Annotated in this window: 19 protein-coding genes and 1 pseudogene; 8 read left to right on the plus strand and 12 right to left on the minus strand. The window is 60.0% G+C overall.

Going from position 1 to position 16969, the window contains the following annotated elements; all coding sequences use genetic code 11:
* Positions 1-30: 30 nt before the first annotated feature.
* The 4 genes and pseudogenes from Tal182_RS13145 to Tal182_RS13160 all read right to left on the minus strand — a co-directional run bounded on the left by Tal182_RS13145 (position 31) and on the right by Tal182_RS13160 (position 1601).
* Positions 31-441 (minus strand): SRPBCC domain-containing protein, encoded by a 411-nt coding sequence (locus tag Tal182_RS13145; RefSeq protein ID WP_085859692.1) that lies wholly within the window; start codon positions 439-441, stop codon positions 31-33.
* Positions 438-761, minus strand: a complete 324-nt coding sequence (locus Tal182_RS13150) for a metalloregulator ArsR/SmtB family transcription factor (protein WP_011425688.1) — start codon at positions 759-761, stop codon at positions 438-440. The genes Tal182_RS13145 and Tal182_RS13150 overlap by 4 nt, the downstream gene beginning before the upstream one ends.
* A 264-nt stretch (positions 762-1025) precedes the next feature.
* A pseudogene (locus Tal182_RS13155) lies at positions 1026-1214 on the minus strand (alkanesulfonate monooxygenase); the annotation flags it as partial.
* A 15-nt stretch (positions 1215-1229) separates the two neighbouring features.
* Positions 1230-1601 (minus strand): hypothetical protein, encoded by a 372-nt coding sequence (locus tag Tal182_RS13160; protein ID WP_085859694.1) that lies wholly within the window; start codon positions 1599-1601, stop codon positions 1230-1232.
* Between the two features lie 161 nt (positions 1602-1762).
* Here Tal182_RS13160 and Tal182_RS13165 point away from each other — a divergent pair, with 161 nt between their 5' ends.
* The 4 genes from Tal182_RS13165 (at position 1763) to Tal182_RS13180 (ending at position 4932) form a co-directional block, all read left to right on the plus strand.
* Positions 1763-2632 (plus strand): NAD(P)-dependent oxidoreductase, encoded by an 870-nt coding sequence (locus Tal182_RS13165; protein WP_085859695.1) that lies wholly within the window; start codon positions 1763-1765, stop codon positions 2630-2632.
* Positions 2629-3312 carry a DNA alkylation repair protein gene (locus Tal182_RS13170; protein ID WP_085859696.1) on the plus strand — a complete coding sequence of 228 codons (684 nt, stop codon included), beginning with the start codon at positions 2629-2631 and terminating at the stop codon, positions 3310-3312. Before Tal182_RS13165 ends, Tal182_RS13170 begins: the two co-directional genes overlap by 4 nt.
* Before the next feature lie 286 nt (positions 3313-3598).
* On the plus strand, positions 3599-3883 hold the full coding sequence (locus tag Tal182_RS13175; protein WP_245344766.1) for a hypothetical protein: 285 nt from the start codon (positions 3599-3601) through the stop codon (positions 3881-3883).
* A gap of 611 nt (positions 3884-4494) precedes the next feature.
* Entirely contained in the window at positions 4495-4932 is a 438-nt protein-coding gene (locus tag Tal182_RS13180) for a CBS domain-containing protein (RefSeq protein ID WP_085859697.1), read from the plus strand.
* 614 nt (positions 4933-5546) lie between these two features.
* On the opposite strand, the gene Tal182_RS13185 is transcribed toward Tal182_RS13180, so the two are convergent.
* The 5 genes from Tal182_RS13185 to Tal182_RS13210 all read right to left on the minus strand — a co-directional run bounded on the left by Tal182_RS13185 (position 5547) and on the right by Tal182_RS13210 (position 10359).
* Positions 5547-6443 carry a LysR substrate-binding domain-containing protein gene (locus tag Tal182_RS13185; protein WP_085859698.1) on the minus strand — a complete coding sequence of 299 codons (897 nt, stop codon included), beginning with the start codon at positions 6441-6443 and terminating at the stop codon, positions 5547-5549.
* Between the two features lie 399 nt (positions 6444-6842).
* A complete protein-coding gene (locus Tal182_RS13190) occupies positions 6843-7883 on the minus strand; it encodes a porin (RefSeq protein WP_085859699.1) in 1041 nt (346 codons plus the stop codon).
* Positions 7884-8606: 723 nt separating this feature from the next.
* Positions 8607-9095: an Lrp/AsnC family transcriptional regulator gene (locus Tal182_RS13200; RefSeq protein WP_004678404.1), complete on the minus strand. Its 489-nt coding sequence runs from the start codon at positions 9093-9095 to the stop codon at positions 8607-8609.
* A gap of 69 nt (positions 9096-9164) precedes the next feature.
* Positions 9165-9797: a uracil-DNA glycosylase family protein gene (locus tag Tal182_RS13205; RefSeq protein ID WP_085859701.1), complete on the minus strand. Its 633-nt coding sequence runs from the start codon at positions 9795-9797 to the stop codon at positions 9165-9167.
* A gap of 4 nt (positions 9798-9801) precedes the next feature.
* Positions 9802-10359 carry a thermonuclease family protein gene (locus tag Tal182_RS13210; RefSeq protein ID WP_085859702.1) on the minus strand — a complete coding sequence of 186 codons (558 nt, stop codon included), beginning with the start codon at positions 10357-10359 and terminating at the stop codon, positions 9802-9804.
* A 106-nt stretch (positions 10360-10465) separates the two neighbouring features.
* Between Tal182_RS13210 and Tal182_RS13215 the strand changes: the two genes are divergently transcribed.
* Positions 10466-12001: a HAMP domain-containing sensor histidine kinase gene (locus Tal182_RS13215; RefSeq protein WP_064810556.1), complete on the plus strand. Its 1536-nt coding sequence runs from the start codon at positions 10466-10468 to the stop codon at positions 11999-12001.
* Positions 12002-12106: 105 nt separating this feature from the next.
* Here Tal182_RS13215 and Tal182_RS13220 read toward each other — a convergent pair whose 3' ends face one another.
* Together Tal182_RS13220 and cobT are read right to left on the minus strand one after the other, a co-directional pair.
* On the minus strand, positions 12107-12490 hold the full coding sequence (locus Tal182_RS13220) for a diacylglycerol kinase (RefSeq protein WP_064803139.1): 384 nt from the start codon (positions 12488-12490) through the stop codon (positions 12107-12109).
* Between the two features lie 115 nt (positions 12491-12605).
* Positions 12606-13622, minus strand: coding sequence for a nicotinate-nucleotide--dimethylbenzimidazole phosphoribosyltransferase (gene cobT, locus Tal182_RS13225; RefSeq protein WP_085859703.1), 1017 nt, complete (start codon positions 13620-13622; stop codon positions 12606-12608).
* 157 nt (positions 13623-13779) lie between these two features.
* Between cobT and Tal182_RS13230 the strand changes: the two genes are divergently transcribed.
* From Tal182_RS13230 to Tal182_RS13240, 3 genes are read left to right on the plus strand one after another with little or no spacing between them, the layout of a single operon-like run.
* Complete coding sequence (locus Tal182_RS13230; RefSeq protein ID WP_085859704.1) at positions 13780-14562, plus strand: adenosylcobinamide-GDP ribazoletransferase; 783 nt, start codon at positions 13780-13782, stop codon at positions 14560-14562.
* Between the two features lie 18 nt (positions 14563-14580).
* Entirely contained in the window at positions 14581-14796 is a 216-nt protein-coding gene (locus tag Tal182_RS13235; protein ID WP_085859705.1) for a DUF1289 domain-containing protein, read from the plus strand.
* Entirely contained in the window at positions 14793-15488 is a 696-nt protein-coding gene (locus Tal182_RS13240; RefSeq protein ID WP_085859706.1) for a TIGR02281 family clan AA aspartic protease, read from the plus strand. The genes Tal182_RS13235 and Tal182_RS13240 overlap by 4 nt, the downstream gene beginning before the upstream one ends.
* Positions 15489-15501: 13 nt before the next feature.
* On the opposite strand, the gene Tal182_RS13245 is transcribed toward Tal182_RS13240, so the two are convergent.
* On the minus strand, positions 15502-16785 hold the full coding sequence (locus tag Tal182_RS13245) for an MFS transporter (protein ID WP_085859707.1): 1284 nt from the start codon (positions 16783-16785) through the stop codon (positions 15502-15504).
* Positions 16786-16969 lie beyond the last annotated feature (184 nt).

Raw genomic sequence — 16969 nt, forward strand, 5'->3', positions numbered from 1 at the left:
AGCCCGACGGGCCGCCCGCTCGGCGACGGATCAGTCAACCCGCGCCAACACCTGTTCCAGTCTGTCGAAGAACTGCGGCCACCCGCTCCTGGCGCCGCCATAGGCCTGCCGCTGATCCGCCCGGAAACCTGACTGCTCCATGCGCAGATGCGTACCCGCGCCCGTCGGCGTGAGGGTCCAGGTCACGACGGTTTCGAGGCCATAGGCGCCCCAGCTGTAAGCAAGGGCCTTGTGTGGCTCGACTTCCAGAACTCGGCATTCCACCGCGCCCCAATCGGCGTTGAAGTTGAAGCGATGGTCGACGACCGCCTTGAAATCGCTTTTCATCAACCACTCCTGGATCAGGTGCGGCTGGGTCAGCGCCCGCCAGATCTTTTCCGCCGGAAAAGGCATCTCCCGCTCGATGACGACGGAACGTGTTTCGGTCGATATATCTGTCATTGATCCATCCTCTTCAACAAATCTTCGAGGGCATTGAAGCGGCTTTGCCAGAAGCCGGCCATCTCGCTCGTCCAGTCGACGAGCGGCGCAAGCGCGCCGAGCTGCGCGCTATAATGCGTCTGCCGCCCCTCATGACGGTCGCGCACCAGGCCGGCTTGCTTCAGCAGCCCGAGATGTTTCGAAACGACCGGCTGTGAGACCCCGGCCTGCGCCGTCAACGCCCCTACCGTCTTCTCCCCCTCCCGGCACAGCCGCTCGAAAAGCGCGCGCCGGGTGGGATCCGCAAGCGTCCTGAAGAGGACGTCCTGAACGTTCGACATCGAAGACCCATACCTATAAAGCTATGAGTAAACCTATAGCCATCGAGGTATACGTATGTCAAGCCAGAAGGCGGCAAACCGATTGGGAAAACCAATAGCCCACTCGCCAGCGGATACAACTATCGAAAAGACCACGACACATCTATAATAGCCCATTGGCTATGCATAATTGCGACCCGCCAGCCTCAGGGGCAATCAGAAAAACGCCGAAAGCCGCAGACGGCTTCCGGCGATACATGCTCTGCATCTTGTTTGAACTCAGGAGTCGCGGCGGCCGCCGTGAAGAGCGGCCATGCGCTTCTGTCCGACCGAATCGGATTGGTGGACGAAGCATTCCTGCGCCTCGCGGATCGTATCGTCATCGAGATGGCGGATCAGCCGCTCGGCCGCCTCCCAGGCTTCTTCGTCGATTTGCCGCACAATGAAATGCAGGCGGATGCCGAAGGTCACCTCCTCTCGCCTGCCTCGCTATCTCTCTCGGTATTCGGCGGCCAATCGCTCGCGAATGAAGGCGGGACCGCCGGCAAGACGTTTCGCAAGCAAGCTCGCCGGATCCACCATGCGCCAATATGGCGTCACCACCGAAACCGGTTCGCCCTTCTCCATCGCGCCGAAGGATAGTTCGGCGATCGCACGCAAATGCCGCTGCACTGTCACCGGGCAGCAGGCATCCGCTCCGTATTGGGCAGCGAGACGGCGGCGCAGGACGCCGGTCTCGGTGAGAACACCTTCAGGCGCCAACCGAATCTGCTCTTCGATCATCTGCCGCGACGGAATAAGCATCGCCTGCGTGCCGCTGCGGCCTTTGCGGCGCGGCTCGATCGTTGGAATTTCGTTCATGTCACCCCCGGAAACATTATCCTCGTTCCCATCTAGGGCTCGGCCGAATGGCGACCAGCCTCATATGCGCCAACCGGAAGGAAGTCCGTCTTCACGGCTTTTCTGCTTGCGCCGTTTCGGTTAATCCTCAAGGCCTCTCACTCAGGATAAGGATAGGACATATGGCAAAAGTCGCGTTCATCGGTCTCGGCGTCATGGGCTTCCCCATGGCCGGTCATTTGAAGACGAAGGGCGGCCACGATGTCACCGTCTACAATCGCACGGCCGAGAAAGCCGCTGCCTGGGCCGAGAAATTCTCCGGCAAATCCGCCCCCACCCCTGCCGAGGCTGCCGCCGGCGCCGATTTCGTCTTCGTCTGCGTCGGCAATGACGACGATCTCCGCTCGGTGATCTCAGGCGAGAACGGCGCTCTGCACGGCATGAAGCCGGGTTCGGTGCTGATCGATAATACCACCGCCAGCGCCGAGGTCGCCCGCGAGCTTTATGCCGCGGCAAAGGAAAAAGGTGTGGATTTCATCGACGCTCCGGTCTCCGGCGGCCAGGCTGGCGCCGAAAACGGAGTGCTGACTGTCATGTGCGGCGGCGATGAGACCGTCTTCGAAAGAGCCCGGCCGGTGATCGACGCCTATGCGCGCATGGTCGGCCTCATGGGGCCGGCCGGTTCCGGACAGCTTACCAAGATGGTCAACCAGATCTGCATCGCTGGCCTTGTCCAGGGGCTTTCCGAAGCACTGCATTTTGGCAAGCGCGCCGGATTGGATATCGAAAAAGTCATCGAGGTGATTTCCAAGGGTGCAGCGGGCTCCTGGCAGATGGAAAACCGCCACAAGACCATGAATGCTGGCAAATACGATTTCGGCTTCGCAGTCGACTGGATGCGCAAAGATCTTGGCATCGTGCTCGCCGAAGCCCGCAGCAACGGCGCCAAGCTGCCGGTCACCGCCCTCGTGGACCAATTCTATGCCGATGTGCAGGCAATGGGCGGCAATCGTTGGGACACATCTTCGCTGCTCGCCCGGCTTGAGAAATGATCGGTCCCTCCTCCGATCCGGCTGAGCTGATCGCGCATCTCAAAACACTGCGCTCGGAGGAGAATGCCGCCGGAATGGCGCGATTCGGCATCGTTACCGACCGCGCCCTCGGCATTTCCAATCCCGACATCAGGGCTGTCGCCAGATTGGCGAAGAGGGATCACATCAGGGCAATGCAGCTCTGGCAAAGCGATATTCGCGAAGCCCGCCTGCTTGCTCTCTGCACAGCTGAGCCGAAGCGGCTGACGGCGGAAGAGGCCAGAAGCTGGGCCAATGATTTCAATTCCTGGGAGATCGTTGACTGCGCCGCCGATCTCTTCGTCGAGGCGGGCCTGGCCGAGCTCATTCCGGAATTCGCTGCCGACGAGCGCGAATTTATCCGTCGCGCCGCTTTTGCCATGATCGCCGGCGCCGCCGTCCATCGAAAGGGCGAGACCGGTACGGCCATCCTCTCCTGGCTGCCGCTGATCGAGGAGCATTCCGGCGATTCCCGAAACTTCGTTCGCAAGGCGGTCAATTGGGCATTGCGCAGCATCGGCAAGCGCAATCGCACCTGCCATGGGCCGGCGCTCGGGCTGGCGAAGCTTTTAGCCGAAAGTCCGGATAAAACCGCGCGCTGGATCGGCAGGGACGCGGTCAGGGAGCTGAGCGGCGAAAAACTTATGGCGCGGCTAAAATAGCGCGATGCAGCCCTTCATCTTGAGGCTGTTGCGCATGTTAGGGCAAGCTTCGTGATGTTCGTAGTATCCGCGATGAGCTCGAGTGTCTGCACTGCATAAAAGACGGTCGCGAACTTCGCGCTAGCGCCTTGACGAATATTGGCAAGTACTGCAGAGCATCTTCCCGGCGCAGCCCTGACGCGCAACCTTAGAGCTCATACGTCGTAACAATTTCGCGGAAAGCCTGGCCTCGAAAAGCTGGAAGTCGCCCACATGGTCGGGCACTAGGCTTGAGCCGGTGCCTAAAATGGAACCTATCGCTGCGCGCGAGGTTGGTAAGCAGGAGGATTCAGCTATGGCCAAATGCGACCAGTGCGGGAACGATTATGACAAGGCCTTCCAAGTAAATTTGGGGAATGAAATCTACACATTCGATAGCTTCGAATGCGCTATTCAGAAACTCGCTCCCGCCTGCCCGCATTGCGGCGTCCGAATCATCGGGCATGGCGTCGAGCAGGGCGATATCATTTATTGTTGTGCGCATTGCGCCGAGCAGGAGGGAGCCGACGCTCTTACCGATCGCGCGCCTTGAGACCGACTTCGGTCTCTGACTTATTCCGGCGGCCTATTCGGGAGCCCTTTGTCGTTTGGGTTCGGTGCCGGCGTCTCTCTTGTATCTCGTGGCGGATGTTGGCGATCGTCGGGGTCTGCGGGCGCCACCTGGTCGTCGGAACGGTGGATAGGCTTCTCTTTCGGGTCGATCCGTTTGGCGGAGGCAGCAACTTTTCTAGGCATAGCCAATTCCTCTGGCTTCACCGACAAGAACCCACTCCCACACTGAAGGTTCCGAATCCAGAAGCGCTGCTTGGATCGGAATCGATGTCACCAACCTCCGTAGCGCGCGAGAACATGCTCAAAGAATTCATCGAGCAGATGGCCAGTCGCAAGGCTGCGTTCAGTGCGACATCAACACCGGCATCGAAATGTTATTCAGCAGATCACACGTCGCACCGCCGAACATAAGCGAGGAGAAAGAAGAGATAGACTCCCACACAATTTTCACGGTTCGCGTCGAGTCGATTTCAACGACAGCACTCCGGCATGCAATCAGACGACCGGGTCTTGGCAGGAACGTTTCCGAATGGTGCGCGTTCACTCTTTTTATCCCGTGCGAGAGGCGCGGGCAGTACCAGGGAGGTTATCATGAAAGTTAGCAATTGCATGACCACAGACGTGCAGATCACCGATCCGGAGCACACATTGCGAGATGTCGCCTTAATGATGGGACGTCTCGATGCCGGCGTTCTCCCGGTGGGCGAGAATGACCGACTGGTCGGCATGATCACCGATCGCGACATTGCCATTCGTGGCGTGGCAGAGGGCAAAGGTCCCGACGCAAAAGTCCGCGACGTGATGAGTACCGATGTCAAATACTGCTTCGATGACGAAGATGTCGAAGACGTCCTTCACAACATGGGGGATCTTCAAGTGCGGCGCTTGCCGGTGCTGAACCGAAGCAAGCGGCTGGTCGGCATCATCTCGCTTGGCGATCTCGCCATGAAGGGCGAGACCATGGAAACAGGCAAAGCACTAACCGGCATTTCGCAACGCGGCGGTGCACATTCACAGACGGCTCACTGACGGTCCGCGTCGCGCCACACTGTCCACGGGTTCGGCGGTATCTGCTCATCAACTCTCAACTCTCGCTCCATTGCCTTTGGCGCGAGAGTTCTGCAATTGGCACATCAGGACGCTTTACGCAGCTCCGTTGTTATGGATCGAGCGCCAATTGGAACGAGCTTGGTTTGCTTCTGTTTTACCGAGACCTCGGCACCTCAGCCGAGGTTGAACTACTATTCGGCTCCGGTTGTTGAATCACCGGTGGTGGCGCGTCGCTGCCGCGATCAAATGGTTTGATCGCCAGGATACCGAGTATTGAAGCAATCATTGCTCCGATTATGACGATCATCAGCATTCGCATCATCAGGGACTCCACCCAAGATTCAACATTGGTCGAGGCGGATCGTTCCATTGATTGTCCGTACCGCATGGTTGTCCGTGCCGCAGTAACCGCCAGCTTCGGTGCCAGCTGCCCGACTTGAACGATGACAGGCCGCCGCTCGAGCTTTTTCCCGCCTACCTAAGACATGGTCGTCTGAGGGCGCTACCCCATGTCCGGCTGAAGCCCCAGGATTAGATCGACGGCCAGATCTTTGGTAAAGCATCCCTGTAGGGCCGAGGCTTTCGCCTGGCCGTCAATGATGCCTGGATTTTTCCACCAGAAAATCGATCAGCACTCTGACCGCCGGCGGCATGCCCTTGGCGGTCGTGAAGACGATATAAAACTGGCTTTCCTCCGACTGCCATTGCGGCAGCACCCGCACGAGCCTCCCGGCCCGCAGATCCGCCTCACACGCACTTTCGAGCAGAAGCCCGAAGCCGAGGCCGGCGCGGGCTGCATCGAGAATGGCGGTCATGCTGCGGCAGGTCAGCCTCGGCTGATGCCGGATTACCCGTCTGTCGTCATTCGGACCGATGAGTTCCCAGCTATGGAACGACACCCACGGGGTCATCGCCAGCGTCGGAAGATCGGCGAGCTCGTCGACGCAATTTAAACCGCCGATACGTTCGATGAGCGACGGACTTGCGACCAGGATTCGCCGCGCCCGGTCGAGCTTGCGCATCGTCAGGCTCGTCTGTGTCTCCGGCTCGTTGGTCGCCCTCACCTCAAGATCGATCCGTTCGTTGATGAGGTCGGCACGCCGCTCGGAGCCGATAATCTGCAGCTTGATCTTAGGGTAGCGTTCGAGGAATTCAGGCAGAATACCGCCGACGGAAATGTCGACCAGACCAAGCGGGCAGCCCATCCGCACCACACCCTGCGGGTCTGCTTGGGCTTCGGTGACGATCGATTTGGCGCGGTCGGCCTCCTGCAGGATGGTCTGGCATCTTTCGTAAAAAGCTTGTCCGATCTCTGTCACCCGGAAGTGACGGGTCGAACGCTCTATCAGCCGTGCACCAAGCCCGTCCTCGAGCCGGCTGACCCGCCTGCTCAATTTTGAGCGCGGTATTTTCAGATTGCGACTGGCAGAAGCAAAACCACCGCTGGAGACGACGGCTGCAAAATAATAATAGTCGTTGAGATCGTCCATGCGAACAAGCTATCCGAGCGTAGGAATGAATGCCGCCCCGAAAGGGTTGTATCCTCTCTCCAGCAAAGCTGTAATCACATTGTCGGCATTGGATCTTCTTTACGCGACCCGTCGCGGCAAAGCCAACCAATGCCCAACGGTCAATCCAAAACTCTCTTGAGAAAAGAATGGCCTCGATCAAGGCCTGCAGGATGCCGACGTGCGATACACAACATGCCGGTTCGGCTTACCTGGATGGCGCTCCGAAAATACAGCCACAACAGCGCGTGTCAAAAACACTGCAAGGACGGTCCGGCAGGGAAGACCGGACCCGTCCCCGTAGCTGATCGGAGGTCACTCGGATCAGAAACTGATTTGAAGTGTCCCCGGTCCGAAGACCGGGGACACTCACCAAGTGGATTAGAACGAACGCTGCAGGCGGAAGTAGCCCGAGGTGGAGTCGTCGCCATCATCCGGATCGAGGTACTGAACCGAAGCCTTGGCATAGAAGTTGTCGACGATCTGGTAATCAACCGTCAGGCCAACCTTCCAAGCATCGCCGAGATCGTCGAAGTCGTCCGGAACAGCCTTGCCACCACCGAAGTAGTTGCCGTAGTACTGAACGGCCGGGGTGATCTTCAGCTTGTCGGTTGCCTTGATGGCGTATTCGGCAGCAACGGCCCATTCAGCCGAAGAGTAGTAGGAGTTCGGGCCGGAGGAGTATACGGCAGCGAGGCCGAGCGTACCGGGACCGATGTCAACCGTACCCATTGCACGGATAGCGCCGTCTTCGTTGTCGAAGTCCCAGCCACCGGTGAGCTGGTAGCTGAATGCACCAGCCTTGCCGCCAAGACCGAAGGCAACGCCCACGTTATTCGGGCCTTCGTCGGCCTTGAAAACGCCGTCTTCCAATTCGTCGACGCTGAGGCCGGCGTAGAAGTCGCCGCTTTCATACTGATAGCGGATGGAGTTATGCAGCGTTACGACAGAACCGATGTCGTCGGTTTCGCCGGAGAGGCCATCGTCCCACCAGCTGTAGAACAGACCAGCGCGGAAGCCCGCGATGTCGAGGTAAGCGGAGTCGAGAATGGCGTCCTGGTCGGTGGCATTGTCAGCATTGAACTGCATGACGATGACGCCGGTCAGCGGACCATACTCGGTGTCGCTCTTGGCCGTGAACTGAACCTGGCCACGGGTGACTGCATCCCAATCGGAGTCGTTGGGAGTAGTTGCCGAATTGCCCGGACGATCGCCAACGTTAACCTGGAAACGGATGTAGCCTTCGATCTTGAGGCAGGTTTCGGTGCCCGGGATGTAGAAGTAGCCGGTGCCGTAAGCGTCGCAGACGCGAACATATTCAACCGGTTCCGGCTCAGCAGCAACGATAGCGTCAGCTGCAAGAACCGGCGTCGATGCAGCAAATGCTGCTGCTGATGCTAGCAAAACCATTCTGATGTTCATTTACCAATCCATTCCTTTGTCGATCGGGGCTGACGTCTCATCGGGTAGTCAATTTGAAGCCGGCCCAGTTTGAACAGCCATCTCGGCGTGCGGATCGATCGAACCGCCAAACCGTCATCCCATACCGGGCATTATCAAGCAATTCTCGATATACGCGGGAGGGGTCCGATCGAGGCACTTTCCTCGAAAGCGTGATTTTTATACAACAATTTCAATTGGTTACAGCAGAAAAACGCACAAACGGCCCGGCGACGGAAACCCTCCATCGCAAGCCGCAAACGCTATATTCTTTCATCAAAATCCCCACCGTCCGATCTTCGTCGGACATAATGGTGAAGCTCATAAAACTCTACCGCCGGCCAATGAACACATACAAGGTGACGGCTTAGAACATAGTGTCCTGAATTCGATACCAATGCGTCAAAATGATGACATGATGCCCACTGGTTGTACGCACCATAGCCTCTTAATCGTTACTAGGCTATGTATTTCTTCAGGATTTCGCCGCGATTCGAGCGCTTTTCGGCTATTTATGAGACTTTTCTGCAGTCAGAACCCTCTCTCGGCCCTGCTTGCGGCCTCATTGCGGACATTCTCACGGATGATGAGAATGCCGCTCGAAGCCCATTTCTTGGGGAGGATACCCTCTGCGGTAGCAGACCGTGCCTCGATATTTCGATTATCGACCGCCATTCCAGGCGGCCGCAGATCGCACGCTCGGACTCAATCCTCGTTGGATTTGGCGTTCTCGAGAATCATATAGTCCAGCGGCAACTGCGTCGAATACTTGATCTGCTCCATCGCAAAGGCGGAGGAGACGTCGCGAATCTCGATCTTCGCGATCATCCGCTTATAAAAGGCATCGTAGGCGGCGATATCGGGCACGACGACTCGGAGGAGATAATCGACATCACCGCTCATCCGGTAGAATTCGACCACTTCGGGGAATTCGGCGACCACCTCGGAAAAGCGGCGCAGCCACTCGATCGAATGGGTGGCCGTGCGAATCGATACGAAAACCGTGACCTTGGTGTTAACCTTCTCCGGATCGAGGATGGCGACCCGACGCTTGATGACGCCATCTTCCTCCATTTTCTGAATGCGCCGCCAGCACGGCGTCGTCGACAGCCCCACCTTCTTGGCGAGGTCGGCAACGGCAAGGGTCGAATCTTCTTGCAGCAGACGCAGTATTTTTCGGTCGAGGCGGTCCATGCGCACGTCAGTCCTTTCGAATTATTTTCTTTGTATAACCCGATTCCGCGCGAGGAAAAGAATTTTGTTTCAGGAAAGCAGTGTTTTCACCCGCTCCTGCAACACAGGAAGCAATTCTTGCTCGAACCAGGAATTGCGTTTCAGCCAGCCGCTGTTGCGCCAGCTCGGATGCGGCAGCGGCAGCACCGTCGGCGACCGGCCGGACAGCAGGCTGTCACGCCAAGCCCGCACCGTCTCGGTCATATTGCCTCGCCTCTCGTCAGCCATATGCCAGGCCTGCGCATATTGGCCGATGACCAGCACCAGCTTGATCTGCGGCATTGCCGCGATCACCCTTTGCCGCCAGACCGGAGCGCATTCACGGCGCGGCGGCAGGTCCGCGCCCTTGTCGTCGTAGCCAGGAAAGCAGAAGCCCATCGGCACGATGGCGAATCGGTTGCGGTCGTAAAAGCTTGTTCTGTCAACGCCGAGCCATAACCGCAGCCGGTCGCCCGAGGCATCGTCAAACGGCAGACCGCTCTCATGCACCCGAAGGCCGGGTGCCTGCCCCGCAATCAGGATGCGAGCGCTTGACGAAATCACCGCCACCGGCCGCGGCTCGTGCGGCAGCCGGTGCTGAGGTCCGCTTGCCGGAGCGTCGCGACAGATGCGACAGCCGGCAATTTCCCGCCGCAGCGTTTCCAGCTTGGCTTCATCCGTCATCACCTTACTCCCATCCGACGATCCGCCTGACGAAGCGCAGCGCGTCGCCGTAACCGGATTCGTGACGGGCACGGTCGCGCACATCGCGCGGCGGCTCGAAAGTCCCGGCCCACAGCCCCGCTTTCGCCCCTCTCGCCTCGGCCTCCTCCTTGCCGTAGCCACCATAGGAGACGGCCATGCCTCGGCGTACCATGCCGGCATTGATGTCGCCGCCCGTCGCGCTACGACAGACGACAAGCAGCCTGTCGTAGCGGTCGCGCCGGTCGCCTTGGCAAAGCGTTCCCGATGCCAGCACCATCTCCTGCAGCGCCTCCCGCGCCACGCGCCCGCAAGCCCAGGCCTTTCCCGCCTGTTCACAGCTCTGATTAAACTCGGGCGCGTCAATGCCTTCGAGGCGGAAGCGCTCCCCGCCCAATGTCAGACTGTCGCCATCGGCAGCATGAAAGCCGCCGGCACGCTTGATTGTTGCTCGATCGTTGATCTTGGCGGCAATCAGCGCCAGCAGCACAAGCAGGGCAAAAGCGGTCACGCCGTCGCGAATCAGGCGCAGGCCCCGTGTCACGCTTTCGCCTCCTTAAAAAACAAATCCTTGGCAAAGATGGCAAACATCTTCTTAAGAATTGCCGGTTAAGCTCTTATCCACCCTGGGATGAAGTTTCAACGTGCACATGAGTACCGGCGTAAGCACATCGACCGACAAGATTATCGTCGACAGGTCGCGCAGCCACCGCAACAAGGCCGTTTCCAAGGCCGTGCGGCAGACGCGCGAACGTCTTCAGTCCGGTCATGCGTCCAATTCCGCCTTCGACCGTGACGTACTCAAGATGTATATAGCGTCGATGATGCAGGGCGCTACGATCATGCCGCTCTTCGTCGTCATCATTACCGCCCTCGGCGTCTATTTCACTCAAGATACCCAATTGCTCTTCTGGGCGCTGCTGACGCTCACCTGTCACACCGGCAACATCCTGCTCGCCCGGCGCGCGCGCCGACAGGAGATCACCTCCGAGAGCGCCCGCAAATGGCGCCGCCTGCTGCTCGCCGGCCAATTCCTGGTCGGCTGCTGCTGGGCCGTCTTCGCACTGCAGGGGTGCGACACCTGCGAGCCGTCCAGCTTCATTCTCTATAAGGGCGCAACATTGCTGATTGCGCTTTCCGTCACGGCGATGTCGAACTTCATGCTGACGCCAGCCGTGCTGGTCGCCTTCGCGCCGGCGGTCCTGGCGCTTGGCGCCAAGAGCGGCCTGTCACGCGACCTCCTCGAAATCAGCCTGACCGGGCTGTTCACCACCACCCTCGTCTTCTTCAACTATATCAGCGACCGCCTGTTCAAATCCAACCTCAGAATCCTCTCCTACCAGTCGGAGAAGGACGACCTGATCGCCGAGCTGGAAGTGGCGAAATCGATGTCGGACGAGGCGCGCCGCCGCGCCGAAGAGGCAAACCTCGCCAAGTCCCGTTTCCTTGCCTCGATGTCGCACGAGCTCAGGACGCCGCTCAACGCCATCCTCGGCTTCTCCGAGGTGATGTCGGCCGAAGTCATGGGACCGCTCGCCAATCCGACCTATAAAGAATATGCCGGCGACATTCATCGCTCAGGCCAGCATCTGCTCGATCTCATCAACGAAATCCTCGACCTGTCGCGCATCGAGGCCGGCAAATACGAACTGAGCGAGGAAGCGATCTCGTTGCTCGATATCACCGAGGATTGCATCGGCATGGTGCAGCTGCGCGCCCGGGCCAAGAATATCGCCATTTCGGATCAGTTCGAACGGCAGCTGCCGGCCATCTGGGCGGACGAGAAGTCGATGCGCCAGGTGGTGCTCAACCTTCTCTCCAATGCCGTCAAGTTCACGCCGCAAGGCGGCGAAATCCACGTCAAGGTCGGCTGGACGGCCGGTGGCGGTCAGTACATCTCGATCAAGGACAACGGCCCCGGCATTCCGGAAGAAGAGATTCCCGTCGTCCTCTCGGCCTTCGGCCAGGGCTCGATCGCCATCAAGAGCGCCGAACAAGGCACCGGCCTCGGCCTGCCGATCGTTCAGGCGATCCTTGCAAAGCATGACGGACAGTTCCTGCTGAAATCGAAGCTGCGTGAAGGCACCGAGGTCATCGCCATCCTGCCCGCCAAGCGCGTGCTCCAGAGCCTGCCGGCCGTCGAAGAGGCTCAGGCTGTCGCGCGCAAGCGCAAGAGTTTTGCCTAATGCACGTCGCCCGGAAGTGTGCGGCGGTTCCCGGATAACGACATGCATAAAAACAAGGAGCTAAAGCGCATCGCACGAATCAGGTTTCATGCGACGCGCTTTAGTTCAACTGAAAAACAGATGCTTGCCGAGCACGAATCCGAGATAAAGGCAGCAGGCGGCGATCATACAAGTCACCGCGAAGGAACCGAGATCCTTGGCATGTTTGCCGACGATCGAAATCTCCGGTGAAATCCGGTCGATCACTTCCTCGACAGCGGTATTCATCGCCTCCATCGAAAACAGCCCGAGGAACAGCAGCACCGCGATGACGATCTCACCGAAAGTGGCCCCCACCAGCGCCAGCCCAGCCAGCGAAATGAGGAAGAAACCGAGCTCCTGGCGGAAGGCCGCCTCTTTCAGCACGCGCAGGAAACCTGCCCAGGAATAGCTGGCCGCGGCGATGAAATGTCGAAATCCGGTCTGCTTCGTCACCGCGGGCTTCGTCAAGATTGATCCCCCAGAGCATGTCGCGCAAAAGTGTGCAGCGGTTTTGCGATAACGACATGCGTTAAACAAGGAATTAAAGCGCGGGCCAAGCGAATCTGAAAGATCGCGACGCGCTTTAATGCTTGTTGCTCACGCCTGCCTGGGCAAACGTCGCCATGCCGGAATGGCAGGCAGCGGCGGCCTTGACGATGCCGGCGGCAAGCGCCGCACCAGTGCCTTCGCCAAGCCGCATGCCGAGCGCCAGAAGCGGCGTCTTGCCGAGCATCTCGATCGCGCGCAGATGACCGGGCTCGCTGGAGACATGGCCGATCAGGCAATGATCGAGCGCGGAGGGATTGGCGGCTTTCAGGATCGCCGCCGCGGCAGTCGCGACATAGCCGTCGATCAGCACCGGTATGCGCTCCATCCGGGCGGCAAGGATGGCGCCGGCCATCGCCGCGATCTCGCGGCCGCCAAGCCGCCGCATGATCTCCAGGGGATCGTCGAGATGGTCGCTATGCAGCTCCACCGCCTTTTCCACCGCCGCGATCTTGCGCTCGAGCATCTCGCCTTCCGAACCGGTGCCGGGTCCGACCCAGTCGCGCGCCGAACCGCCGTAGAGCGCATAGTTGATCGCCGCCGCAATCGTCGTGTTGCCGATGCCCATCTCGCCGATGCAGAGCAGGTCGGTGCCGCCGGCGATCGCCTCCATGCCAAAGGCCATGGTCGCGGCGCAGTCGCGCTCGGAAAGCGCGGCTTCCTCGGTAATGTCGCCCGTGGGGTAATCGAGCGCCAGATCGAAGACTTTCAGCCCGAGATCATAAGCGACACAGATTTGGTTGATCGCAGCTCCACCGGCTGCAAAATTCTCGACCATCTGCTGCGTCACCGCGGGCGGAAAGGGTGTGATGCCCTGTCTGGTGACACCGTGATTGCCGGCGAAGATCGCCACCAGCGGCCGGTTGACGGCCGGTTGGCGGCCCGTCCAGGCGGCAAGCCAGAAGGCAATCTCCTCGAGCCGCCCGAGCGCGCCCGGCGGCTTGGTCAGCTGCGAGTCGCGTTCGCGTGCGGCCACCAGTGCGCGGGCATCCGGTCCGGGCAGGTCCCGGAGCAGGGTACGGAAATCGTCGAAGGGCAGGCCTGAAACGCTCATCGGTGCGTATTCCTATGAATCGGCTATTCTTGTTTTCACGCAAACCACTTGTTTGCGTCGAGCAAATCAGCTTCTTTGCGGTGGCTCTCTCTTAAAGCCGGCGGACGAAGCGAACAACATCAAAAGCGCCGCAGCCCCTCCGGCAGAACGAAACAGAATGAAGATCAAGGACTATGCGGTCGATACCGCCCGCGCCGTCGCCTTTTTGAGCCGTCTTCCGATGCCGCCGGCGCTGTTCGAAGGCTATGACGGCAGGCTCGGCCGCCTGGTGCGCGCCTTTCCCCTCGCCGGTCTTATCATCGGCTTCGTGCCGGCGCTCGCCCTCCTCCTTCTTTCAGGCCTGCGCGCCGATCCACTGGTGGCGGCCCTGATCGCAATTTCCGTCCAGGCTCTTGCCACTGGCGCACTGCACGAAGACGGCTTGGCCGACACGGCCGACGGCATCGGCGGCGGCAAAAACCGCGACCAGAGCCTCATCATCATGAAGGACAGCCGGATCGGCACCTATGGCGCGATAGCGCTGATCCTCTCCTTCGCGATCCGTGCGGCCGCACTCGCCGCCATTGTCCGCCAATCCTCGCCGCTCGCCGCAGCCCTTGCCGTTCCCGCCGTCGCAGCACTCAGCCGTGGCGCCATCGCCTGGCATTGGCAACGGCTGCCGGCCGCAAAGGCCGATGGCGTGGCCGCCTCGACCGGCCAGCCGAATGAGGCGGCGATGCATTTTGCGCTCGTCTCGGCCGGTCTGCTCGCAGCACTTCTGATCTGGCCGGCATTCGGCCTGCGGCCGCTCGTCGCCAGCCTCCTCGCCGCCGGCGTTGCCGGATTTGTCTTCACGACCCTCATCCGTCGCAAGCTTGCCGGCCACACCGGCGACACGCTGGGCGCCACGCAGCAGATTTGCGAAATCGCCACCCTTTGCGCCCTTGCCACCACTCTTTGAAACTCCGATATATCAGCCATGCAAACACCCTGCATTCACGTCTGCTCCATGGTTCCAGCCACCGGATTTTGCGCCGGTTGCGGCCGCACTCTTCAGGAAATCGGTGGCTGGATGAACTATACCGATGCCGAACGGCGCGGGATCATGGCGCAGCTGCCGGCGAGGATCGCAACCGCCGCGGCGACCAGCCGAATGAAAACAAGCCTCGCCGAGCCGCCGGGGCGGCCTTCATGATCCGTTTCACCGTCATTCTCGTCGTGATCGGCATCGGTCTTGCCGTGCTGATCCTCAACAGCGACAGCGGCCGCATTCTCGGCTTGCAAAGTGACGAGTTCGGCCGCTTCGTTTACCTGCTGCCGATCGCACTGATGCTATCGGCCGGGATTTGGGCGCGCAGCGTCGGTGAAACCATGCGCCAGATGATGATCTGGCTGGTCATCATCCTGGCGCTCGTGACCGTCTATCTCTATCGTCAGGAAGCGATCGGCGTCGGCAACCGGGTACTCGCCGGTCTCATTCCTGGCCGCGCTGTCGTCGTCACGACGAGCGAAGGTGGCGCGGAAATCATCCTGCACAAGCTGTTGAACGGCCATTTCGAAGCGGACGTCAATGTGAATGGCCGGACCGTCGAGATGCTCGTCGACACCGGCTCCAGCATGGTCGCGCTCTCACACGAGGATGCTGAACGCATCGGCATCGATCTCACGGGCCTCACCTACTCGATGACAGTCATGACCGCCAACGGCCGCAGCCGCGCAGCCCCCATTACGCTCGACCAGGTGGCGATCGGTCCGATCGTCCGCAACAATGTCGCAGCCAGCGTCGCCGAGGACGGCCGGCTTGACCAGAGCCTGCTCGGCATGAGCTTCCTGGAAACGCTGGGCTCCTTGCAAATGCAGACGGACGAATTGCGAATGCGGGATTGATCCGGCAGAACAATCATGCCCTCGATCCGCTCTCGGCCGACTCTCCATTGGGAATACGGACCGCAACTCGCCGGTCGACAAAAGCTGCAAAAAACGCTGCCGACAAGGCAAGTGAGGCCGATGTCAGCAACATCGCGAACAGCGTCGACACTGCGCCTGCCTCCCGGAGAAACAACCCGGCGATCGAAGCAATCAGCGCGGCGCCGGCGATCGACATGGCGGCGGCAAGGCCTGCAGCGGTGCCGGCGAGATGGGCGCGAACCGACATCACGCCCAGATTGGCGGCCGGAAAGGTCAAGCCATTGCCGATGCCGATGAACATACAGGGTCCGAAAAATGCCAGGACATGCGTGACGCCCGAGATCGACAAGATCAGCCCCAAGAGCAGCCCCATGCACGTCGATAAACGCGCAATGACGAGCGTGGTGCTGAGCGATTTCCTCGTCAATCGGGCAGCGAGATAACTGCCCAGAATGAATCCCGCGGGAACCATTCCCATTAAGAAGCCCAGTTTCGCGCTCGATCCTCCGAGCGAAGAACTGACTGCCAAGGATGCGCCTCCGAGGAAGATATAGAGAGTGCCGGTCGAGCAGGCCATGCACAGCGTATAGGCCCAGAACCGCGCCGAACCGAGAAGCTGCCGGTAGGAAGCAAAGTAATCTCCTTTCAGTCTCGACGCTGGGCCGGCTGTTTCCTTCAGCTCGCGCATGGAAATGGCGAGGATGGCCGCGCCTATCAGCGCAAGAGCGACGAAGATCGCCCGCCATCCGAACGTTTCGTCCAGAATGCCGCCGACGCTCGGGCCGAGCATCGGCGCGATAGCCCATCCCATGGCGGCGTAGCCGATCCTGTTGGCGGCCCCGCGCTCGCCCGCCGTCTCCTTGATGGCGACGAGTGCGACGCAGAAGCAGGCGGCGATCGACGCCTGCATCACGCGAAACAACAGGAAGATGCCGATATTGGGCGCCAGCGCGCAGCCGATCGACGCGACGATGAAAATGGAAACGGCGATCAGCGCGATCGGCCGGCGCCCATAACGATCCGACATCGCGCCGGCGACAATTTCCGTCAGGGCGTTGATGATCGCATAACCCGCAACCGAGAGATTGACGAGCGCGAAATCAGCCCGAAAAGTCGCGGCGATATTTGGCAGCGCCGGCAGATATATGTTGACCGGCAACACCGAGAGCGCCGTCAGCAGGAGAAGGATCGTGCGCCGCGGCGCCGCAGTCGAAGTCGCAGCCGCCTTCTCGGTCAGGCGGTTGCCGGAAGTCTGCGCAGAATTGTCGCGTGACATGGCTTTGTCCGGTGTGTCAGGGAGATTGTGGGAATCTGACGAGGCGCATCGCAAATTCAGGGCACAAAAAAAGCCCCGTCAGGAGCTTGTTTTACCGCGCATGGGGCTGATCGCCGGATGGTTACACCATCCTGCCCATGCGCGCTATCACCACGACAAGAACCATTGCGATCTTCATGACGGT

Source organism: Rhizobium sp. TAL182, from assembly GCF_002117725.1.
Classification (GTDB): Bacteria; Pseudomonadota; Alphaproteobacteria; order Rhizobiales; family Rhizobiaceae; genus Rhizobium; species Rhizobium esperanzae.

Bases quoted from the DNA above. Each gene is read 5' to 3' on its own strand.
- Tal182_RS13245 (WP_085859707.1), bottom strand. From the start codon at position 16,785: ATGTCACGCGACAATTCTGCGCAGACTTCCGGCAACCGCCTGACCGAG.
- Tal182_RS13235 (WP_085859705.1), top strand. From the start codon at position 14,581: ATGCAAACACCCTGCATTCACGTCTGCTCCATGGTTCCAGCCACCGGA.
- Tal182_RS13190 (WP_085859699.1), bottom strand. From the start codon at position 7,883: ATGAACATCAGAATGGTTTTGCTAGCATCAGCAGCAGCATTTGCTGCA.
- cobT (WP_085859703.1), bottom strand. From the start codon at position 13,622: ATGAGCGTTTCAGGCCTGCCCTTCGACGATTTCCGTACCCTGCTCCGG.
- Tal182_RS13230 (WP_085859704.1), top strand. From the start codon at position 13,780: ATGAAGATCAAGGACTATGCGGTCGATACCGCCCGCGCCGTCGCCTTT.
- Tal182_RS13170 (WP_085859696.1), top strand. From the start codon at position 2,629: ATGATCGGTCCCTCCTCCGATCCGGCTGAGCTGATCGCGCATCTCAAA.
- Tal182_RS13240 (WP_085859706.1), top strand. From the start codon at position 14,793: ATGATCCGTTTCACCGTCATTCTCGTCGTGATCGGCATCGGTCTTGCC.
- Tal182_RS13205 (WP_085859701.1), bottom strand. From the start codon at position 9,797: ATGACGGATGAAGCCAAGCTGGAAACGCTGCGGCGGGAAATTGCCGGC.
- Tal182_RS13165 (WP_085859695.1), top strand. From the start codon at position 1,763: ATGGCAAAAGTCGCGTTCATCGGTCTCGGCGTCATGGGCTTCCCCATG.
- Tal182_RS13160 (WP_085859694.1), bottom strand. From the start codon at position 1,601: ATGAACGAAATTCCAACGATCGAGCCGCGCCGCAAAGGCCGCAGCGGC.
- Tal182_RS13185 (WP_085859698.1), bottom strand. From the start codon at position 6,443: ATGGACGATCTCAACGACTATTATTATTTTGCAGCCGTCGTCTCCAGC.
- Tal182_RS13180 (WP_085859697.1), top strand. From the start codon at position 4,495: ATGAAAGTTAGCAATTGCATGACCACAGACGTGCAGATCACCGATCCG.
- Tal182_RS13215 (WP_064810556.1), top strand. From the start codon at position 10,466: ATGAGTACCGGCGTAAGCACATCGACCGACAAGATTATCGTCGACAGG.
- Tal182_RS13145 (WP_085859692.1), bottom strand. From the start codon at position 441: ATGACAGATATATCGACCGAAACACGTTCCGTCGTCATCGAGCGGGAG.
- Tal182_RS13150 (WP_011425688.1), bottom strand. From the start codon at position 761: ATGTCGAACGTTCAGGACGTCCTCTTCAGGACGCTTGCGGATCCCACC.
- Tal182_RS13200 (WP_004678404.1), bottom strand. From the start codon at position 9,095: ATGGACCGCCTCGACCGAAAAATACTGCGTCTGCTGCAAGAAGATTCG.
- Tal182_RS13175 (WP_245344766.1), top strand. From the start codon at position 3,599: ATGGAACCTATCGCTGCGCGCGAGGTTGGTAAGCAGGAGGATTCAGCT.